The organism is Micromonospora sp. CPCC 205561 (genome assembly GCF_036906775.1).
Lineage (GTDB): Bacteria > Actinomycetota > Actinomycetes > Mycobacteriales > Micromonosporaceae > Micromonospora.
In genome coordinates this window covers 1-18,616 of record NZ_JBAKHV010000054.1, presented here as the reverse complement: position 1 = coordinate 18,616, position 18,616 = coordinate 1, and the positions used below count along the sequence as shown (strand labels likewise).

18 protein-coding genes are annotated in these 18,616 nt (G+C 77.1%); 7 read left to right on the top strand and 11 right to left on the bottom strand.

Annotated features, from left to right (window positions below):
• Positions 1-100: 100 nt before the first annotated feature.
• The 9 genes from V6V16_RS23110 to V6V16_RS23070 form a co-directional block, all read right to left on the bottom strand.
• Positions 101-496 carry a DUF3040 domain-containing protein gene (locus V6V16_RS23110; RefSeq protein WP_334565214.1) on the bottom strand — a complete coding sequence of 132 codons (396 nt, stop codon included), beginning with the start codon at positions 494-496 and terminating at the stop codon, positions 101-103.
• 115 nt (positions 497-611) lie between these two features.
• Positions 612-1,871 (bottom strand): DNA polymerase IV, encoded by a 1,260-nt coding sequence (locus V6V16_RS23105; protein WP_334565213.1) that lies wholly within the window; start codon positions 1,869-1,871, stop codon positions 612-614.
• Positions 1,872-1,949: 78 nt separating this feature from the next.
• Positions 1,950-3,146 (bottom strand): alkaline phosphatase family protein, encoded by a 1,197-nt coding sequence (locus V6V16_RS23100; RefSeq protein ID WP_334565238.1) that lies wholly within the window; start codon positions 3,144-3,146, stop codon positions 1,950-1,952.
• Entirely contained in the window at positions 3,098-3,862 is a 765-nt protein-coding gene (locus V6V16_RS23095; RefSeq protein WP_334565211.1) for a methyltransferase domain-containing protein, read from the bottom strand. The genes V6V16_RS23100 and V6V16_RS23095 overlap by 49 nt, the downstream gene beginning before the upstream one ends.
• A 40-nt stretch (positions 3,863-3,902) precedes the next feature.
• Entirely contained in the window at positions 3,903-4,079 is a 177-nt protein-coding gene (locus V6V16_RS23090) for a hypothetical protein (RefSeq protein WP_334565209.1), read from the bottom strand.
• Between the two features lie 96 nt (positions 4,080-4,175).
• Positions 4,176-7,709: an error-prone DNA polymerase gene (locus V6V16_RS23085; protein ID WP_442934138.1), complete on the bottom strand. Its 3,534-nt coding sequence runs from the start codon at positions 7,707-7,709 to the stop codon at positions 4,176-4,178.
• A gap of 201 nt (positions 7,710-7,910) precedes the next feature.
• Positions 7,911-9,473 (bottom strand): DNA polymerase Y family protein, encoded by a 1,563-nt coding sequence (locus tag V6V16_RS23080; RefSeq protein ID WP_334565205.1) that lies wholly within the window; start codon positions 9,471-9,473, stop codon positions 7,911-7,913.
• Positions 9,470-10,267 (bottom strand): hypothetical protein, encoded by a 798-nt coding sequence (locus V6V16_RS23075; RefSeq protein ID WP_334565203.1) that lies wholly within the window; start codon positions 10,265-10,267, stop codon positions 9,470-9,472. The genes V6V16_RS23080 and V6V16_RS23075 overlap by 4 nt, the downstream gene beginning before the upstream one ends.
• A gap of 87 nt (positions 10,268-10,354) precedes the next feature.
• Positions 10,355-10,804 carry an SAV_6107 family HEPN domain-containing protein gene (locus V6V16_RS23070; protein WP_334565201.1) on the bottom strand — a complete coding sequence of 150 codons (450 nt, stop codon included), beginning with the start codon at positions 10,802-10,804 and terminating at the stop codon, positions 10,355-10,357.
• A 519-nt stretch (positions 10,805-11,323) separates the two neighbouring features.
• On the opposite strand from V6V16_RS23070, the gene V6V16_RS23065 reads away from it, so the two are divergent.
• Genes V6V16_RS23065 through V6V16_RS23040 form a run of 6 tightly spaced genes read left to right on the top strand, consistent with a single transcriptional unit; the run spans position 11,324 to position 16,267 of the window.
• Entirely contained in the window at positions 11,324-11,470 is a 147-nt protein-coding gene (locus V6V16_RS23065) for a hypothetical protein (protein ID WP_334565199.1), read from the top strand.
• A complete protein-coding gene (locus tag V6V16_RS23060) occupies positions 11,467-12,234 on the top strand; it encodes a monooxygenase (RefSeq protein WP_334565198.1) in 768 nt (255 codons plus the stop codon). Before V6V16_RS23065 ends, V6V16_RS23060 begins: the two co-directional genes overlap by 4 nt.
• The gene (locus tag V6V16_RS23055; RefSeq protein WP_334565196.1) at positions 12,231-12,806 is read left to right on the top strand and encodes a GNAT family N-acetyltransferase; all 576 of its coding nucleotides are present in this window, start codon (positions 12,231-12,233) and stop codon (positions 12,804-12,806) included. Before V6V16_RS23060 ends, V6V16_RS23055 begins: the two co-directional genes overlap by 4 nt.
• Positions 12,803-13,645: a carotenoid biosynthesis protein gene (locus V6V16_RS23050; RefSeq protein WP_334565194.1), complete on the top strand. Its 843-nt coding sequence runs from the start codon at positions 12,803-12,805 to the stop codon at positions 13,643-13,645. The genes V6V16_RS23055 and V6V16_RS23050 overlap by 4 nt, the downstream gene beginning before the upstream one ends.
• The gene (locus V6V16_RS23045; RefSeq protein WP_334565193.1) at positions 13,642-14,769 is read left to right on the top strand and encodes a glycosyltransferase; all 1,128 of its coding nucleotides are present in this window, start codon (positions 13,642-13,644) and stop codon (positions 14,767-14,769) included. The genes V6V16_RS23050 and V6V16_RS23045 overlap by 4 nt, the downstream gene beginning before the upstream one ends.
• 10 nt (positions 14,770-14,779) lie before the next feature.
• A complete protein-coding gene (locus tag V6V16_RS23040) occupies positions 14,780-16,267 on the top strand; it encodes a phytoene desaturase family protein (RefSeq protein ID WP_334565192.1) in 1,488 nt (495 codons plus the stop codon).
• A 49-nt stretch (positions 16,268-16,316) separates the two neighbouring features.
• Here V6V16_RS23040 and V6V16_RS23035 read toward each other — a convergent pair whose 3' ends face one another.
• Complete coding sequence (locus V6V16_RS23035; RefSeq protein ID WP_334565190.1) at positions 16,317-17,006, bottom strand: CDP-alcohol phosphatidyltransferase family protein; 690 nt, start codon at positions 17,004-17,006, stop codon at positions 16,317-16,319.
• 43 nt (positions 17,007-17,049) lie between these two features.
• Positions 17,050-17,967: a methylenetetrahydrofolate reductase [NAD(P)H] gene (gene metF / locus V6V16_RS23030; RefSeq protein ID WP_334565189.1), complete on the bottom strand. Its 918-nt coding sequence runs from the start codon at positions 17,965-17,967 to the stop codon at positions 17,050-17,052.
• A gap of 284 nt (positions 17,968-18,251) precedes the next feature.
• Here metF and V6V16_RS23025 point away from each other — a divergent pair.
• On the top strand, positions 18,252-18,616 hold a 365-nt coding region (locus V6V16_RS23025), incomplete at its 3' end, for a helix-turn-helix domain-containing protein (RefSeq protein WP_334565187.1).

The window sequence follows — 18,616 nt, the reverse complement described above, 5'->3', positions numbered from 1 at the left end:
GGACGTGCGGAATCGTCGGGGGTCGCCGGGGCATCCCCGGCAACCCGCTCTTCGTCGTGGCCCGCCACTCCGGCGGGCCGGATTCAGCGACGCGGCCGGCTCAGCGGTGCCCCTCCGGGCGCTGCCGCCACCGGTCCTCCATCCGATCCAGGATCGAGGGCCGACGACTCGACCGGCCGCGGGGGCGGCGACGGCTCGTCGTCCCTCCCACGACGTGCAGGTCCGGTGATTGCGCCCGGCGGTGCGACTGCACCGCGAACGCGGCCGAGGCCAGCATGACGACGAATCCCGCCACTGCCAGCGGCGGAGTCTTGATCACCGCGCCATAGACCAACAGGGCCAGCCCAGCGATCATCACGCCGGCAGCGACGAGCAGGCGACGCCGCGCGTGGAAACGCGGATCGCTGGCGCGCACGGCCGAGGCGAATTTGGGGTCCTCGGCAAGCGACCGCTCGATCTGCTCGAACAGCCGCTGCTCGTGCTCCGAGAGCGGCACGGCACTCCTCCCCGGTCACGTTGGTCGGCCCGGTCGGGCCGACAGACCGTGGCAGCCAACCGGCTGCTTACCCGCAAGTCTACGAGGGCCCCCGCGCGTCGGAAAGCGGGACGACCTACGCCCGGGGCGGATTTTCATTTCGTCGCCCGTCCGGGGCACCGAGCAGACTGGCCGGACCTATGACGGACCGCCCGAAACGGGCAGCCGCGGCGTCGGCGGCGGCCTCCGCCTCCCGCCAGCCCCGCTCGGGCGCACCGAGGGTGAGCTGGCGCGGGGTCAGCTGCGCGGCGGCGAGCCCCTCGACGCGTACGCCGACCAGCCGGACGCGCTCACCCGGGTCGAGGGCGGTGTAGAGCGCCCAGACGGTGTCGAAGATCTCCCGGGCGACGTCGGTGGGCGCGCCCTGGGTGCGGGACCGGTTGACGGTGCGGAAGTCGGCCAGGCGCACCTTCAGCGACACGGTCCGGCCGACCTGACCGGCCCGGCGCAGCCGGGCCCCGACCTTCTCGGAGAGGGCGAGCAGCGCCCGGCGGATCTGCAACGGGTCGTCCACGTCGACGTCGAAGGTGACCTCCGCGCCGATCGACTTCTCCGCGTGCTCGGGGTTGACCCGGCGCGGGTCCCGCCCCCAGGCCAGCTCGTGCAGGTGGGCGGCGGACGCCTGGCCGAGCGCCTTGCGCAGCATGCCGACCGGCGCCTCGGCGAGGTCGCCGATGGTGGCCAGGCCCAGCCGGCGCAGCGTCTCGGTGGACCGCTCCCCCACCCCCCACAGCGCCGACACCGGCAGCGGGTGCAGGAAGTCGAGCACCCGGGCCGCCGGAACGACGAGCAGCCCGTCGGGCTTGGCGCGGGTCGAGCCGAGCTTCGCGACGAACTTGCTCGGGGCGACCCCGACGGAGCAGGTCAGCGCCTGCTCCGCGGCGACGCGCCCGCGGATGCGCCGGGCGATGGCGGCGGGCGGACCGAAGAGGCGCCGGGCCCCGGCCACGTCGAGGAACGCCTCGTCCAGGGAGAGCGGCTCGACCAACGGGGTGACGTCCCGGAAGATCTGCATGACCGCCCGGGAGGCCGCCGAGTACTGCGCGAAGTCCGGCGCCAGGTAGACCGCGTCGGGACAGAGCGCCCGGGCCCGCGCGGTCGGCATGGCGCTGCGTACGCCGTAGCGCCGGGCCTCGTAGCTGGCGGAGCTGACCACCCCGCGCGGGCCGGTGCCGCCCACCACGACGGGCCGGCCGCGCAGCTCCGGGCGGCGACGGACCTCGACCGAGGCGAAGAAGGCATCCATGTCGACGTGCAGGACCGGGCAGCCGGTGTCGTCGGCGTCCGGCCCGAACCGGGGGTCGCCGCCCCCGGGCAACGACTGGCTGCGGCCCATCCCCGCAGGCTAGCCCTGGCCTGTGACAACCGGCCGGGACGGGTCGGCCGGGCGTGGCACGGCCGGCACCCGCCGGGGTCAGCCGCGTACGACCAGCAGCGGAACGGTCATCTCGGCCGCCGTGTCCGCCCCGTGGTACGCCACCAGCCGGGCGACCCCCGGCGGCTCGGAGCGGGAGGCCGTCACCGCGTGGGTGCCGTTGCAGACGACCACCACGTCGCCGATGCGCGGCAGGTGCTCCTCCGCCACCGGGCCGAACCAGCCGGCGGCCACGACCTCCTCGCGGGTGCGTACCCGGGCCGCGGCACCGAGCACCGCCGACCAGGCGGCCACGACGTCGTCCAGGGCGCCGGGGGTGACGTGCAGGTAGCGGACCCGGGGCTCCCCGGCGACCACCGCCACCCCGGCGCGCAGCCGGGGATCGGCGTCCAGGTCGATACGGTCCGCGGCCGGCACGTCGAGCTGGCCGTGATCGGCGGTGACCAGCAGCGCGGCGTCGGGCGGCAGCCCTTCGACGAGCCGGGCGAGCAGCCGGTCCACGTCGGCCGCGGCGCTCCGCCAGGGCACCGAGTCGACACCGCTGAGGTGGCCGTGCCGGTCCAGGTCGGGGTGGTAGCCGGAGACCAGCGTCGGCCCCGGGCCGGCGGCCAGGGCGGCGAGCATCCGTTCGGCGAGCGCGTCGACGCCGGCCGCGCCCCGGTAGTCGCCGCCCCGGTTGGCGGCCACGGTCAGCCCGCTGCCGCCGAACTCGGGTCGGCTCACCACCGTCACCGCGACCCCGGCCGCCCGGGCCAGTTCCAGCTGGGTACGCACCGGCTGCCAGCGCGTCGGCGACGGGTCGGCCCCCCACTCGACGTGGTTGAGGACCCGGTCGGTCCCCGGCACCCGCATGGTGAAGCCGAGCACGCCGTGCGCCCCGGGCGCGGCGCCGGTGCCCAGCGTGACCAGGCTGGTCGGCGTGGTCGACGGGAAGCCCGAGGTCAGCGGCCGGCCGACGGTCGCGGCCAGCCCCGCCAGGGTCGGCGCGTACGGCGCGGCGGTCGGGATCTGGTACCAGCCGAGGCCGTCGACGAGCAGCACCGCGACGCGGCGTACGCCCGCCAGCGCGACGCCCAGCCCGAGCGGGTCGGCGGCGCCGGGCACGCCGAGCACGGCCAGCGCGGCGGGCAGGACGTCGGCGAGGCTGCCGTCGCCGTAGCGCGGCCGGACGATCCCCAGCGGATCGGTCACGGGCGACGGGCGAAGAGGTGCAGCTGGGCGGCGAGGTCGCGCCAGGGCGCCCGCGCGGCGAGCGCCCGTTCCAACTCGACCAGGGCGGCCGGCTGGCCGTCGGCGACGGCGGCGGGTAGGAGGTCGGCGAGGACGCGTACGCCGTGGATCTCCTCCACCACGAGCCCGGCGGCGCCGAGCAGCGCGGCGGCGCCGTCGGCGTCGTAGCGCCGACGCAGCGTGTCCCGGGCCCCGGCGGAGCCGGCCGGCTCGGCGGCCAACGCGGCGGCGACGTCGAGGTGCCCGTTCATGGCCCGGCCGAGCACGGCGGCGGCCCGGCCGGCCACCAGCACGCTCGCCGCACCGCCCGGACGCAGGGTGGCGGCCAGCGCCGCCACCACCGCCTCCGGATCGTCGACGACCTCCAGCACGGCGTGGCAGAGCACCAGGTCGGCGCTGCCCGGCTCGACCAGCCCGGCGAGCGCGTCGCCGTCGCCCTGCACGGCACGGACCCGCCCCGCCACCCCGGCCTCGGCGGCCCGACGGGTCAGCGCGGCGAGCGCGTCGGGACTGGCGTCGACCACCGTGACCCGGTGGCCGGCCCGGGCGAGCGGCACGGCGAAGCCGCCCGTGCCGCCACCGACGTCGAGCACGGTCAGCGCGGCGTCGGCGCGCCGCTCCAGCTCGGCGCGCAGCACCGACCAGATCACGGCGGTACGGGGGGTCACCGGCGGCCCGGCGAGCCGGCCTGGGGTCTGCTCCACCCGGTGGAGCCTAGTCAACCGGTCCAGCCCCGCGGCCGCGGCGCCCGGACGGGGACGGTCAGGACTCGCCGGCGGCGCCGTCGTCCTCGGCGCGCGATCGCAGGGCGTTGGCCACCGGACCCTCGATGATCTCGTATTCGCGCGGCTCGCTGTGATGGGTCGGGGTCCAGCCCGCGTTGAGCCGGGTCCGCCGGGAGTTGGCCACCCCGCCACTGTGTTCGTGATTGCCCATCATCGGTGCCTTCCCTCGTACTCACGCGGGCCGCTCTGCCCACGCGAGCAGGAGTCTCCCCGGATCGGGCCCGGAAAACCGTAATGTGGATCACTGCCGTCAACGGAAGTCGCGCGAGGCCGGGCTGACCGGCGGCTCGATGGCGTCCAGCCGGTCGGCGGTGAGATTCGTGACTCCCTCGTGCCGCTGCAACCGGCCCCGCACCACCAACGCCGCGCTGGTGCGGGCGATCCGCCGGTAGCGCTGCCAGAGCCCCGGGGAGCAGGTGACGTTGAGCATCCCCGTCTCGTCCTCCAGGTTGAGGAAGGTGACCCCGCCGGCCGTCGCGGGGCGCTGCCGGTGCGTGACGATCCCCCCGACCCGGATCCGCCGCCCCGGCTCCACCTGGCCGAGCAGGGCGATCGGCACCGCGCCGAGGGCGTCGAGCCGGGGGCGCAGGAAACGCGCCGGGTGGCTCTCCGGTGACAGCCCGGTCGCCCAGACGTCGGCGACCAGCCGGTCCACCGCCTCCATGCCGGGCAGGGTGGGCGCGGACGCGCCGGTCACCGTGCCCGGCAGGCGACCCGGCCGGTCCTGGGCCGCCGCGCCCGCGGCCCAGAGGGCCTGCCGCCGGGACAGCCCGAAACACGCGAAGGCGTCCGCGGTGGCCAGCGCCTCCAGCTGCGCGGCGGTGAGACCCACGCGCCGGGCCAGGTCCGGCATGTCGCGGTACGGCCCGTGCGCCGCCCGCTCCGCCTCGATCCCCTCGGCCACCCCGTCGCCGAGGGTACGCACGCCGGAGAGCCCGAGCCGGACGGCCGGCCCGTCCAACCCCCAGGCGTGCGGCGGCTCCCCCGGCGCGCTGCCCCAACGGGTCCGTGGGGTGGACTCCAGCACCGCAAGAGCGCCGCTGGCGTTGATGTCCGGCCGGCGCACCTCCACCCCGTGCCGGCGGGCGTCGTCGACCAGCGTCTGCGGCGAGTAGAAGCCCATCGGCTGGGCGTTGAGCAGGGCGGCCAGGAACGGCCCCGGGTGGTAGCGCTTGAGCCAGGAGCTGGCGTAGACCAGGTAGGCGAAGCTCATCGCGTGGCTCTCCGGGAAGCCGTAGCTGGCGAACGCGGAGAGCTTGCGGTAGACGTCGTCGGCCAGCTCGCCGGTGATGCCCCGCTCGGCCATGCCCGCGTGGAGCCGGTCGGCGATGCGGGCCATCCGCTCGGCGGAGCGCTTGGCGCCCATCGCCCGGCGCAGCTGGTCGGCCCCGGCGGCGTCGAAGCCGGCCAGGTCGATGGCGAGCTGCATCAGCTGCTCCTGGAACAGCGGCACGCCGAGGGTCTTCTCCAGCGCGTTGCGCATCAGCGGGTGCGGGTAGGTCACCGGCTCCTGGCCGTTCTTGCGCCGGATGTACGGGTGCACCGAGCCGCCCTGGATCGGGCCGGGCCGGATCAGCGCCACCTCGACCACCAGGTCGTAGAACTCGCGGGGCCGCAGCCGGGGCAGGGTGGCCATCTGGGCGCGGCTCTCCACCTGGAACACCCCGACCGAGTCGGCCCGGCAGAGCATGTCGTAGACCTCGGGGTCGTCCAGCGTCATGTCGCCGAGATCCAGGCTCATCCCGATCATGTCGTAGCCGTAGTGCAGCGCGGAGAGCATGCCGAGCCCGAGCAGGTCGAACTTGACCAGGCCGACGGCGGCGCAGTCGTCCTTGTCCCACTGGAGCACGCTGCGTCCGGGCATCCGCCCCCACTCCACCGGGCACACCTCGATCACCGGCCGGTCGCAGATCACCATGCCGCCGGAGTGGATGCCCAGGTGGCGGGGGAACGTCTGCAACTCGTTGGCGTACGTGACGACCTGCTCGGGGATGTCCGCCACGTCGACCGTGGCGACCGCCCCCCAGCGGTCGATCTGCTTGCTCCAGGCGTCCTGCTGCCCGGGCGAGAACCCGAACGCCTTGGCCACGTCCCGCACCGCCGAGCGGGGCCGGTAGGAGATGACGTTGGCGACTTGGGCGGTGTGCTCCCGGCCGTACCGGGCGTAGACGTGCTGGATCACCTCCTCCCGCCGGTCGGACTCGATGTCGACGTCGATGTCCGGCGGGCCGTCGCGTTCCGGGGCGAGGAAGCGCTCGAAGAGCAGCCGGTGCCGGACGGCGTCCACGTTGGTGATCCGCAGCGCGTAGCAGACCGCCGAGTTGGCCGCCGAGCCCCGGCCCTGGCAGTAGATGTCCTGCTCCCGGCAGAACGTGACGATGTCGTAGACCACCAGGAAGTAGCCGGGGAAGCCCAGCTCCTCGATCATGTTCAGCTCGTGGTCGAGCTGCGCGTACGCCCTCGGGTGCGCCTGGCGGGGGCCGTAGCGCTCCCGTGCCCCCTGCTCCGTCAGGTGGCGCAGCCAGCTCATCTCGGTGTGCCCGGGCGGCACCGGGTACACCGGCAGTCGCGGGGCGACGAGCTGGAGGTCGAAGGCGAGCTCGGCGCCGAACTCGGCGGCCCGGGCCACCGCACCCGGGTACGCGGCGAACCGGGCCGCCATCTCGGCACCGCCGCGCAGGTGGGCGGTGCCGGCGGCGGGCAGCCAGCCGTCGATCTCGTCCAGGCTGCGCCGGGCCCGGACGGCGGCGACCGTGGTGGCCAGCCGGCGGCGGCCCGGGGTGGCGTAGTGCACGTTGTTGGTGGCCACCGTGGGCAGCCCGGCGGAGGCCGCCAACTCGGCGAGCGCGTCGTTCCGGTCGGCGTCGACCGGATGCCCGTGGTCGGTCAGCTCCACCGCCACCGTCTCCGCGCCGAACAGGGCGGTCAGCCGGTCCAGTTCGCGGGCCGCCGCGTCGACCCCCTCGGTGAGCAGCGCCGCCGGCACGTGGCCCTTGCGGCAGCCGGTGAGCACCAGCACGTGGTCGCGCAGCTCGGCGGCGAGCTCCTCCAGCCCGCCGTAGACCGGGCGGCCCTTCTCCCCGCCGCGCAGCTGGGCGCGGGAGATCGTCGAGGCCAGCCGGGCGTACCCCTCGTGGCCGTGGGCGAGCAGCAGCAGGTGCCGCCCGAGCGGGTCGGGCTCGCCGTTCTGCGGGCCGGGCAGGTCCAGGGAGAGTTCGGCGCCGAAGATCGTCGGCAGGTGCAGCGCGCGGGCCGCCTCGGCGAAGCGCACCACCCCGTAGAAGCCGTCGTGGTCGGTGACGGCGAGCGCGGTGAGGCCCAGCCGGGCCGCCTCCTCGGCCAGCTCCTCGGGATGGCTGGCGCCGTCGAGGAAGCTGAAGTTGGTGTGCGCGTGCAGCTCGGCGTACGGCACCGCGTCGCCGGGGCGGCCCACCTCGGGCGGCCGGTACCGCTCCCGCCGGCGGCTCCAGGCGGGAGAGTCGCCACCGTCGCCGTCCACGGCCAGCGGGTCCACCACGTGCAGGTGCCGCCCGTCGCGCGCCCGGCCGTCCTGCCCACCGGCGCGCCCCTCCCCCGGCACGCCCGCGCCGGCCCGGTCCCCATCCGGCCCCCCCGCGCCCGCAGGCGACCATTCGCCCGACCGGCCCGCACCCGGCCGGCCCTCGCCTGTCGCACCCGCGCCCCCGCCCGGCTTCTCCGGGCCCGCTCGGCGGTTGCCGGATCCTCGGCCGGAGAGCACGCGCTCCAGCTCCGACCAGGGCTGCTTCGGGTTGTGGAAGCTCATCCGAGCCTCTCCGGGCGCGGAGCCGGAGTGTTCTTGGCCGGTTCCTGCCCCGGGAGGGGCCGGAACTCCGCGAGAGCCGGGAGCCGGCGCCCGGCGGCCCCCCGGACGGGGCAGCTCGGCGGCGCCGGCCGACCGGCGGGCGGGGCGTCGGGCCGAGCGGGGCGACGGGGGCGGGGCGGGCACCGGCCGGTGACCGAGCGTTCAGTCATAGATCGCCTCCACCAGCCACCGCCCGGCCTCGACCGCGAGCAGCAGGGCCGTACCGTCGGCCAGGCAGACCTGGAAACGGGCCCGGCGCCGGGCCTCGGCCGGCGCCCACCAGCGCTCGTCGACCGGCCACGGACCGGCCCAGCCGGTGATCTCGGCCGGCCGGGCGGCGCCCACGGCCAACCGGGCCGGCGCGGCGCTGACCTGGAGCCGCGCGCTGACCGCGACCGGTTCGCCGGCGGCGTCGTGCACGGTCGCGGCGAGCGGTTCGGGCAGCACCACCGCCGGCGCCGGCGGCGGCAGCCGACCCGGCCACGGCGGCGCGCCGGGCCGGGTCGGCCGGCGTTCGTCCCCCCACGGCACCAGGCGCACCTGGTCGGCCGGGGAGCGGCCGCCGCCGAGCACCGCGGTCACCACCGCCTCGGGACCGAGGATGCCCTGCACCCGGCTCAACGCCCGGTGCGCCCGCTCCCGCTCCTCGCCGGTCTCCCCCCACAGGCCGGGTTGCAGGCCGCCGCGGGCGATCACCCCGTCGGGGATCAGCCGCAGCCGGATGATGCCCGCCGTCGGCCGGGTGGGGCGCGCGCCGCCCCGGCCGGTGCTGCCGGAGAGCCAGCCGTCGAGCTGCCAGCGCACCCGGTCGGCGATGGCGGCGGCGGTGAGCAGCCCGTCGTGCCGCCACACCCGGTGCAGTTCCTGGCCGTGCGCGGTGACCGCCTCGATGCCGAGACGGGTGCAGGCCAGCCCGTGCGCCGCGAGCCGGTCGTGCAGCCGCTCGGCCAGTGCCCGGGCGGCGAAGGCCGCCGCGTCGACCCGGTCGAGCGGCTCGTCGTGCTCGGCGGTGACCGCGAGGTCGGCCGGGGGCCGCCGGACCGCGAGCGGACGGTGGTCGCGCCCGGCCGCCAGCCGGTGGGCCAGCGCGCCGTCGAAGCCGAACCGGGCCAGCACGTCACCGGCGGGCAGCCCGGCGAAGTCGCCCAGGGTGCGTACGCCGAGCCGGCGCAGCAGGTCGGCCAGGGCCGGGCGGCCGAGTGCCTCGACGGGCAGGCCGGCGAGGAAGCCCGGGCTCCCACCCGGCGGGACGACCCGTCCGTCGCGGGCGGCCAGGCCGGCGGCGAAGACCCCGTCGGCGATGCCGACCTGGCTCTCCACCGCGCATGCCTGGGCGACGTGCTCGACGATCCGCTCGGCGGCCGCCTCCTCGCCACCGAGGTGGCGGCTCGGGCCCCGGGCCGCCACCGCGCAGGCGCCGGGGCGTACCACCTCGACACCGGCGACCAGTTCCTCGACGGCGGCGACCACCGGTTCGAACGCCCGGGCGTCCCGCCCGGGGTCGTACTCGACGACGGCGAGCTGCGCGCAGCGCCCCTGCGCCTCACGTTTGCGCAGCCCTCGGCGCACCCCCTCGGCACGGGCCCGTTCGGAGCAGGCGACCACCCGGTTGGCGTGCAGCACGGCGACCGGGTCGGTGGCGGGCACCCCGTCGACGATCTCCGCGGCGAGCACCGGCCAGTCCGGGCACCAGAGCAGCAGGGTCCGCACCGGCGCGCCGCTCACCCCGGACCGACCAGGGTGAGCGCGCCGTGCCGGGACGGGCCGGTGGACGCGGCGGCGACCGCCCGCGGGAGCGGGCGGAGCCGGCCGGCGGTCGACCGGCCGGTGGCGGAGGCGGCGACGGGGGCGGAGCGGGGAATGACCCGGGTGAGCCCCTCGCCGGGCAGCCAGAGCTTGATCTCCTTGGGGCGGGCGGCGGCCCCGCGACCGCGCGCGGAGACGGTGACCTCGCGCCGGCGCAGCCGGCCCCGGCCCGACCCGAGCCCCTCCCAGGCGCCCCGGACCACCTGGAGGGTCACGTCCGCGCCCTCCCACCGCCCGTACGGCACGAGGACGCTGCCGCGCTGCCGGGCCCGGGCGGCCAGCCGGTTGGCGACCGAGGCGGAGACCGCCGCCGGCACCGCGGTCACCACGACGTCCACCCCGTCGATCAGCGCGGCGATGACGGTCGCCCACTCCGGGCCGGGATGGGGCACCAGGGCGAGCCGGTCGAGGGCGATGCCCAACTCGGCGGCGGCGCCCGCCCCGAACGTCGGGACCCCGACCACGGCGCACCACGAACCGGCCCGGGACGCCTCGGCGAGCAGCGCCAGGACCAGCGAGGTGCCGCCGCTGCGCCGGGGTTGGCCGGTGGCGACCGCGATCGTGCTGCCGCGCCGCAGCCCCCGGTTGGGCAGCAGCCCGGTCAGCTCCGGGGCCACCGGCAGCATCCGGTGGCCGCCCGCCGGATCGGGAGCGCTCGCCGGGCGCACCAGACCGGCCAGCGCGGCGGAACCGACCACCATCCGGCCCGCCATCGGACCTACCCCCCGTCGTGCTGTCGGATCGGACGTGCGCGTGCCGCCCCGGCGCCCGGCCTCCGCCGGACGGCCGGGGCGCGCGGGTCAGGCGGCGAGGCCGTCGAGCGCCGGTTGGTGGGCCAGGCCGAGCGAACTCTCCACCACCGTGACGAACTGTTCGGCGGCGCGCAGGAGGTCGTCGGCCTCCCGGGCGGTCACGACGCGCGGGATGCCGGCCTCGGCGGCGGCCCGCTTGCCGGCGCCGACCGCGAAGAACCGGGCCCACTCGTCGAGCTCGGGGGCGACGCCGGTGAGCAGGACCCAGACACTGGTGATCCGGTTGCGTCGGGTGGGGGCGGGACGCGCCCGGGCGGCGAGCACGGCCGCGGCCGCCCGGAGCGCGGCCAGGTGGGCGGCGGCGTAGCGAAGGCCGTCGGGACGGGTCTGGGCGGCCTCGGCCAGCCCGTGCCGGGCCACCGCGAGAAGCTGGGCGGGGGTGCGGTGCGGCAGCACGTGCGCCGGCACCGTCGGTGCCTGAGCCGGGTTGGTCGGCATGGACTGTCTCCTCCACGTGGCCGAGGCGACGCCCGGACGGCCTGGGGCCGCCGGCGGGACGCCGGGTCGAGTGGTGCGGAGGAAGACGCACCGGTGTGGTGGCCGGCCGGGTGTGGACGCTTCCCCACACCACACCCGGCCGGCGTACCGGCGGGTTCGTCGCCCGCCGCCCGGGGGTCGTGGGCGGCGGGCGACGCTCCTGCCTGACGGGCCCGGACTCGCGACTGCCCGGAACCCAGGTGCGGCCCGCGGAGCCGCACCGCCCGGAGCCGGTGCCGCGAAACACCGCTCCGTACCGTTGGAACGGGCGTTCGAGGCAATCGAACACTCGTTCTAACTACTGCTGACAGTACACCCTCCCTCCGACGAAAACGCAACGTGTGGCCGCGCCGCGGCCGGTCGACGCCGGTGGCTCCCCCGTGCGGGACGACCCGTACGTCGGCCCCGTGTCCCCCGTGTCGGGGCGCGACGCGCACGGCCGGTCGAGCCGGCGGCCGGCGTACCGGGAAGAATGGCGGCATGCAGCCACACCCGAACGTACGAGCGGCGCAGCACGTGCCCGGCGCCGTCGGCGCCCCGGACGGCCCCGGCGCCCCGCGGGCGGCCCTCCCCACCGCGCACCCGGAGCTGCCGCGGGCCGCCGCCACCCCGGCCGGGGTGGCGTGAGCGGGCGGAACCGGCGGACCGCGGGGCCCGACAGCGTCCCGGAACTGGTCACCCTGCACGTGTGGCGCACCTCCCGGGCCGCGCTGCCCCGGGCGCTGACCCGGATGGCGCTCGATCCCCGTCGGCTGCGCGCCCTGCCCGGCGTGCGGTTCGGCAAGCTGCTCGGCACCGGGACCGGCACCGGCTTCGGGCCGGGCGACGCCGACCTGACCCGGTGGGCGGCGCTGACTGTGTGGGACTCCCCGGCCGCGGCCGCCGGCTTCGACGACTCGTCGGTGGGGCGCGCCTGGGCGCGGATCGCCCGCGCGACCGCCCGGGTCGACCTGCGCCCGCTGAGCAGCCGGGGCGAGTGGTCGGGGCGGCGGCCGTTCGGGGAGCCGCCCGGCGGCCGGGTCACCGGCCCGGTGCTGGCGCTGACCCGGGCCCGGCTGCGGCCCCGGCGGGCGGCCACCTTCTGGCGGGCGATCCCCCCGGTCGCCGCCGCGCTGCACGCCGCGCCCGGCCTGCTGGCCCGGTTCGGCGTCGGCGAGGCCCCGCTCGGCTGGCAGGGCACGGTGAGCGTGTGGCGCGACCCCGCGGACCTCGTGGCGTTCGCGTACCGTCACCCGGAGCACCGCGTCGCGATCATGCGGACCCCCACCGAGGGGTGGTACGCGGAGGAACTCTTCGCGCGGTTCGAGGTGCGCGACGTGGCCGGCGACCGGGCGGTGCTGGGGTGGGTCGCGGAAGGCGGTCCGGGAACGGCGGAGGGTGCACGGGCATGAGGTTGGTGCGGTGGACGCCGGACGATCTCGTCCGACGGCTGGACGACGTGGTGGCCGTCTACGGCGAGGCGATGGGGTACCGCACGGAGCTGCTGGAGGCCCGACGCGGCTACATCGCCACCCACGCCCGCCGACCCGGTTTCCGCGCCGTCGCCAGCCTCAGCAGCGAGGGCCGTCTGGCCGGCTTCGGCTACGGATACCTGGGCTCGTCCGGGCAGTGGTGGCACGACCAGGTCTGGCGGGCGCTGGACACGCCGGCCCGGCAGCGCTGGCTGACCCGCTGCTTCGAGGTGGTCGAGCTGCACGTCCGGCCCGCCGCGCAGGGGCACGGCCTGGGCGCGGGGCAGCTGCGGGCGCTGCTCAGCCTGGCCGAGGGGACCACCACGCTGCTCTCCACCCCGGAGGCCGACGAGCAGCGGTCCCGGGCCTGGCGGCTGTACCGCCGGTTCGGCTTCGTCGACGTCCTGCGTGACTTCCACTTCCCCGGCGACGAGCGCCCGTTCGGCGTGCTCGGCCGGGACCTGCCGCTAAAGCCCCCGGCGCCCGCCCCGCCCGACCGGGCCGCCCCGTGACCCGACGGCTGTCCTGGGCGCTGCTGGCCGTGCTGGTGCTGGCGCAGATCTGCTACCCGCTGACCACCGGGCAGACCCGGGCCCGGCTGACCGTCGCCACCGTCGTGCTCGGCTACCTGCTCTCGGTCGGCCACGCGCTGCTCAGCCGGGGTCCCCGTACGGCGGCGGCGCTGGTCGCGGTGGCCACGCTCGGCGGGTTCGCCATCGAGGCGCTCGGCGTGGCCACCGGTTTCCCGTTCGGCAGCTACGACTACTCCGGCGAACTCGGACCGAAGCTGGCCGGGGTGCCGCTGATCATCCCGCTGGCCTGGACCTGGATGGCCTGGCCGGCCTGGCTGGCCGCCACCCGGCTGACCGGCGACGGGGGCCGGCCGGGGCGCCGGGGCGACCGGTTCCCCGTCCGACGGATCGCGCTGGCCGCCGTCGGGCTGGCCGCCTGGGACCTCTTCCTCGACCCGCAGATGGTGGCCGAGGGCTACTGGGTCTGGCGGGACGCCACCCCCGCGCTGCCCGGCCTGCCCGGCATCCCGGTGAGCAACTACCTGGGCTGGCTGCTCTTCGCCGTGCTGATGATGAGCGCGCTGCGCCCGCTGGCCGGGCCCGCCGTGACCGGCACCGACGAGCGGGACCACCCGATGTTCGCGCTCTGGCTGTGGACGTACTTCTCCAGCGTGCTGGCCCACGCGGTCTTCCTCGACCTGCCCGCCTCGGCGCTCTGGGGCGCGGCCGGCATGTCGGTGGCCGCCGTGCCGCTGGCGGTCACGCTGCTCCGCGCCCGCCGCGGCGACCGGCACCGGCCCCGCCGGCCGCAGCGCCCCGGCGTCGACGCGCCGGCATGACCGCCGCCCTCGCGCTGCTGCTCGGCGTGGCCGCGCTGACCGCGCACACCCTGGTCAACGCCGGCCGCTGGCTGCGCCGCCCGGCCGACCGGCCGCCGACGCTCACCGAGCCGGTGGCCGTGCTGCTGCCGCTGCGCGACGAGGCCGGACGGGTCACCCCGTGCCTGCGCGGGCTGCTCGCCCAGCGGGGCGTGCCGGGGCTGCGGGTGGTGGTGCTCGACGACGGATCGACCGACGGCACCGCGGACGTGGTCCGCGCCGTGGCCGGCGACGACCCCCGCGTCGTCCTGCTCGACGGGGTCGCCCCGCCGCCGGGCTGGCTGGGCAAGCCGCACGCCTGCTGGCAGCTGGCCACCCGGGCCGACCCGGCGGCGACCGCCCTGGTCTTCGTCGACGCCGACGTGGTGCTCGCCCCGGACGCGGTCGCGGTGGCGGTTACCGAGCTGCGTGCCGCGCGGGTGACGCTGCTGTCGCCGTACCCCCGGATCCTGGTGGCGACGGCGGCCGACCGGCTGGTCCAGCCGCTGTTGCAGTGGTTGTGGCTGACCTTCCTGCCGCTGCGGGCGATGGAGCGCTCGCGGCGGCCGTCGCTGGCCGCCGCCGGCGGGCAGTTCCTGGTGGTGGACCGCGCCGGCTACGACGCGGCCGGCGGGCACGCCGCGGTCGCCGGGAAGGTCCTGGAGGACGTCGAACTGGCCCGCGCGGTCAAGCGGGCCGGCGGCCGGATCGCCCTCGCCGACGGCTCGCGGCTGGCCGCCTGCCGGATGTACGAGAACTGGCCGCAGCTGCGCGACGGCTACTCGAAGTCGCTCTGGGCGACGTTCGGCCACCCGGGCGCGGCAGCCGCGGTGGTCGCGCTGCTGCTCCTGCTCTACACCGCTCCCCCGCTGCTGGCGGTGGCCGCCCTGGCCGCCGGCGCGCCGACGGTGGCCGCCGCGGCCCTGGCCGCCTACCTGCTCGGGGTGGCCGGACGGGCGGTCAGCGCCCGGGCGACCGGCGGCCGGTGGTGGCCCGACGCGCTGGCACACCCCGTGTCGGTCGTGGTCCTCGGTTGGCTGACCCTGCGGTCGTACCATCTGCGAAAGCGGCGTCGCCTGTCCTGGCGCGGCCGCCCCGTCAGCTAGGAGGCGCGCCATGGCGCGGATCGTGGTAGTCGGCGCCGGGGTCGGGGGGCTGGCCACCGCCGCCCGGCTGGCCGCCACCGGACACCAGGTCACCGTGCTCGAACGCGCGGACACCGTCGGCGGCAAGCTCGGCCGGTACCTTCACGACACCCCGGCGGGCCCGTTCCACTTCGACACCGGACCGAGCCTGCTCACCCTGCCGGACGTCTTCCACGACCTGTTCGAGGCGACCGGCGCGAAGCTCGACGAGTACCTGGACCTGACGCCGGTGGACCCGATCGTGCGGCACGTCTTCCCCGGCGGCGGCCCGACCCTCGACTCGTGCGCCGACCCGGCCGCGTTCGCCGCCCGGATCGGCGCGGCGTTCGGCGACCGCGCCGCGGCGGACTGGCAGCGGCTGTGGCGCCGGGCCGCGCGGGTGTGGCAGGCGTCGCACCGGGACATCCTGCGCCGCCCGATCGACTCGCCGCTGGACCTGGCCGCGCTGGCCTGGCGGCTGGGCGACCTGGCAGCCATCGGCCCCGGCCGGACGCTGCGCGGCCTGGGCCGGCGGCACCTCTCCGACCCCCGGCTGCGGATGCTGCTCGACCGGTACGCCACCTACACCGGCGCGGACCCGCGCCGGGCGCCGGCCGCGCTGGTCGCCGTGCCCTACGCCGAGCTGGCCTTCGGCGGCTGGTACCTGCGCGGCGGGCTGGGCACGCTCGCCGACGCGCTGCTGACCCGCTGCCAGGACCTCGGCGTCGTCGTGCGGACCGGCGCCACCGTCACCCGGATCGACGCCGCGGGCGGCCGGGTGCACGGCGTACGCCTGCGCGGCGTCACCGCGCCGGTCCCCGCCGACGTGGTGGTGGCCAACGTCGACGCGCTGACCCTCTACCGGGACCTGCTGCCCAGCCCGCGCCGGCTGGCCGGGCTGACCGACCGCAGCCTGGCCGGGTTCGTGCTGCTGCTCGGCGTCGCCGGGAACTCGGGGCTGGCGCACCACAACGTGTTCTTCCCCCGCGACTACGACGCCGAGTTCGACGCGGTCTTCGGTCACCCGGGGCGCGGCGTGCGGGCCAGGCCGGCGGCCGATCCCACCGTCTTCGTCACCGTGGCCGACGACCCGGCGGTCCGGCCGGCCGGCCACGAGGCATGGTTCGTGCTGGTCAACGCCCCCCGGCACGGCACCGCCACCGGTGCCGTCGACTGGCGCCGGCCGGGCCTCGCCGAGGCGTACGCCGACCGGGTCCTCGACGTGCTGGCCGCGCGCGGCGCCGACGTGCGGGACCGGGTGGTGTTCCGGGAGGTCCGCACCCCGGCCGACCTGCACGCCGCGACCGGGGCGCCCGGCGGGTCGATCTACGGCACCGCCGGCGGCCTGCTGCGCCCGGCCAACCGGGGGCCGGTCCACGGGCTGTGGCTGGTCGGCGGCTCCAGCCACCCGGGCGGTGGCCTGCCGATGGTGACCCTCTCCGCCCAGATCGTCGCCGACGAGATCGGCCCCGCCTGGTAGGGAGCGCCCCGCTGGTCCGGTCGGCCCTGCCGCACCCGTCGGCGCGCGGTCAGCCGGCGTCGATCAGGGCGCGGCGGACGGCGGAGAGGAGCTGGCCGAGACCGAACCCGGCCAGCAGCACCCAGACGGCGGTCGCCATCGTGATGGTGCCGGCCGCCAGGTCCGGCTCGATCAGCCCGGTCAGCCCGGCCAGCAGCAACCCGACCAGCGCCACCGAGACCCGGGTGGGCCGCTCCCCCACGGTCACCGCGCCGATCTCCCGCATCCCGGCGGAGACCGCCCGGGCGCGGACGTACTCGTGCAGCCAGGAGAGCGCGCCGCCGGCCACGACGAGCACCCCCGGCGCGCCGATCAGCCAGAACGCGGCCAGCCAGGCGACCTCGCCGAGCCGGTCGGCCAGCGAGTCGTAGACGTAGCCGAGCCGGGTGGTCCGGTTCGTGGCCACCGCCACCGCGCCGTCCACGCTGTCCGCCACCGCGGCGAGCAGCACGAACAGCGCCGCGAGGAAGGGGCCGTCCTGCGGCCGTACGGCGAACAGCGGGACGCAGGCGCAGAGCAGCGTCCCGACGACCGTCACGGCGGTCGGGCCGACCCGCAGCCGACCCAGCACGAAGCCGACGTGGTAGGCGAAGCGCAGCCAGGCGCGGACGACCGGGGCCGCCGCCCGGGGGTCGAAGCCCCCGTGCAACCGCGCCCAGGCCGTGGCGTACTCGTCCCAGTTCAGCTGTGTGCCCACCACGGAACAACCGTCGCACCGTCGCTCAGGTGTCGCGGCAGCGGGGTCACACCCGCGAGCCCACCTGGAGGTTCTGCCAGACCTCGCGGGTGGCGGTGGAGCGGTTGAGGGTGATGAAGTGGATGCCCGGCACGCCCTCGTCGAGCAGCCGCCGGCACATCTCACTGGCCTGTTCGACGCCGAGCCGGCGTACCGCCTCCGGGTCGTCGGCGACCCGCGCGAACTGCTCGGCCAGGGCCGGCGGGAAGGGCGCCCCCGAGAGCTGCGTGGAGCGCTCGATGGTGCCGATCTGGGTCACCGGCATCACGCCGGCCAGGATCGGGGTGTCGCAGCCGGCGGCGGCGACCCGGTCGCGCAGCCGCAGGTAGTCGTCGGCGTCGAAGAACATCTGGGTGATCGCGAATTCGGCGCCGGCCCGGCACTTGCGCACGAAGTGCTCCGTGTCGCTGGCCACGTCCGACGAGCGCGGGTGCTTGTAGGGGAAGGCCGCCACCCCGACGCTGAAGTCGCCCGCGTCGCGCACCAGGCGGACGAGGTCCTCGGCGTAGAGCACGCCCTCGGGGTGACGGACCCAGTCGCCGCCCGGGTCGCCCGGCGGGTCGCCCCGCACGGCGAGCACGTTGCGCACCCCGACCCCGGCGAGCCGGCCGATGACGTGCCGCAGCTCGGCCACGGAGTGGTTGACCGCGGTCAGGTGGGCCATCGGCAGCAGGGTGGTCTCGGTGGCGATCCGCTCGGTGACAGCGACGGTGGTGTCGCGGGTCGACCCGCCCGCGCCGTAGGTGATCGAGACGAACGACGGACGGAGCGACTCGAGCTCGCGGATCGCCTGCCACAGCAGCCGCTCGCCCTGCGCGGTCTTCGGTGGGAAGAACTCGAAGGAGAAGGTCGGCTGGCGCTCGCGGATCAGCTCCCCGATCGCCGGCTGCGGATTGGGGAGGACCGATGGAAGACCGAGCGCCACGCCACGACTCTAGCGGTCCGGGCCCCACGGACCCAGGCCTTCCCATCCTGACGGACGCAGGGCCGCACGACCGGAGAATCCGGTGGCGGCCCCGCCGCCGGCCGGAGCGGGCCGCAGGGGGCCGGAAAGCGTCGTACCCCCGGAGTAGTCATGTGGTTGCGCGGGGTGGGCCGGCCGAGGGCCGGCCACCGGGGGCACGCGCGGGGGTCAGCATCCACCGGTGGCGCACCGGTCCCGTTCCGGGGCCCGCGCCGCCCCGCGCCGACACCCCGCCCGGAGGACCGATGACGCCGCCCCCGCCGCCCGGCCCGCAGCTGCTCGGGCCGCTGCTCGCCCAGCTCCGGCTGGCCCGCGGCTGGAGCCAGCTGCGGATCGCCGGCGAACTCTGCGCGGCCTCGGGCGTGCCGACGCTCAGCCGGCACGAGGTGTCGCGGTGGGAGCGGCAGCTGCGCGTGCCCGGCGAGTTCTGGCTCGGCTGGCTCGCCGTCGTCCTGGCGGTGCCGGTCGACCTGCTGGCCGAGGCCGCGGCCCGCACCCGGGGTCTGGGCCCGCCGCCGGCCCCCGGCGGATCCCGCCCCCGGGCGGCGCTGCTCGCCCTGGCCCAGCGCTGGCTGGCCGACCCGCGCGCCGCGCTGCTGCCCGGCGCCCC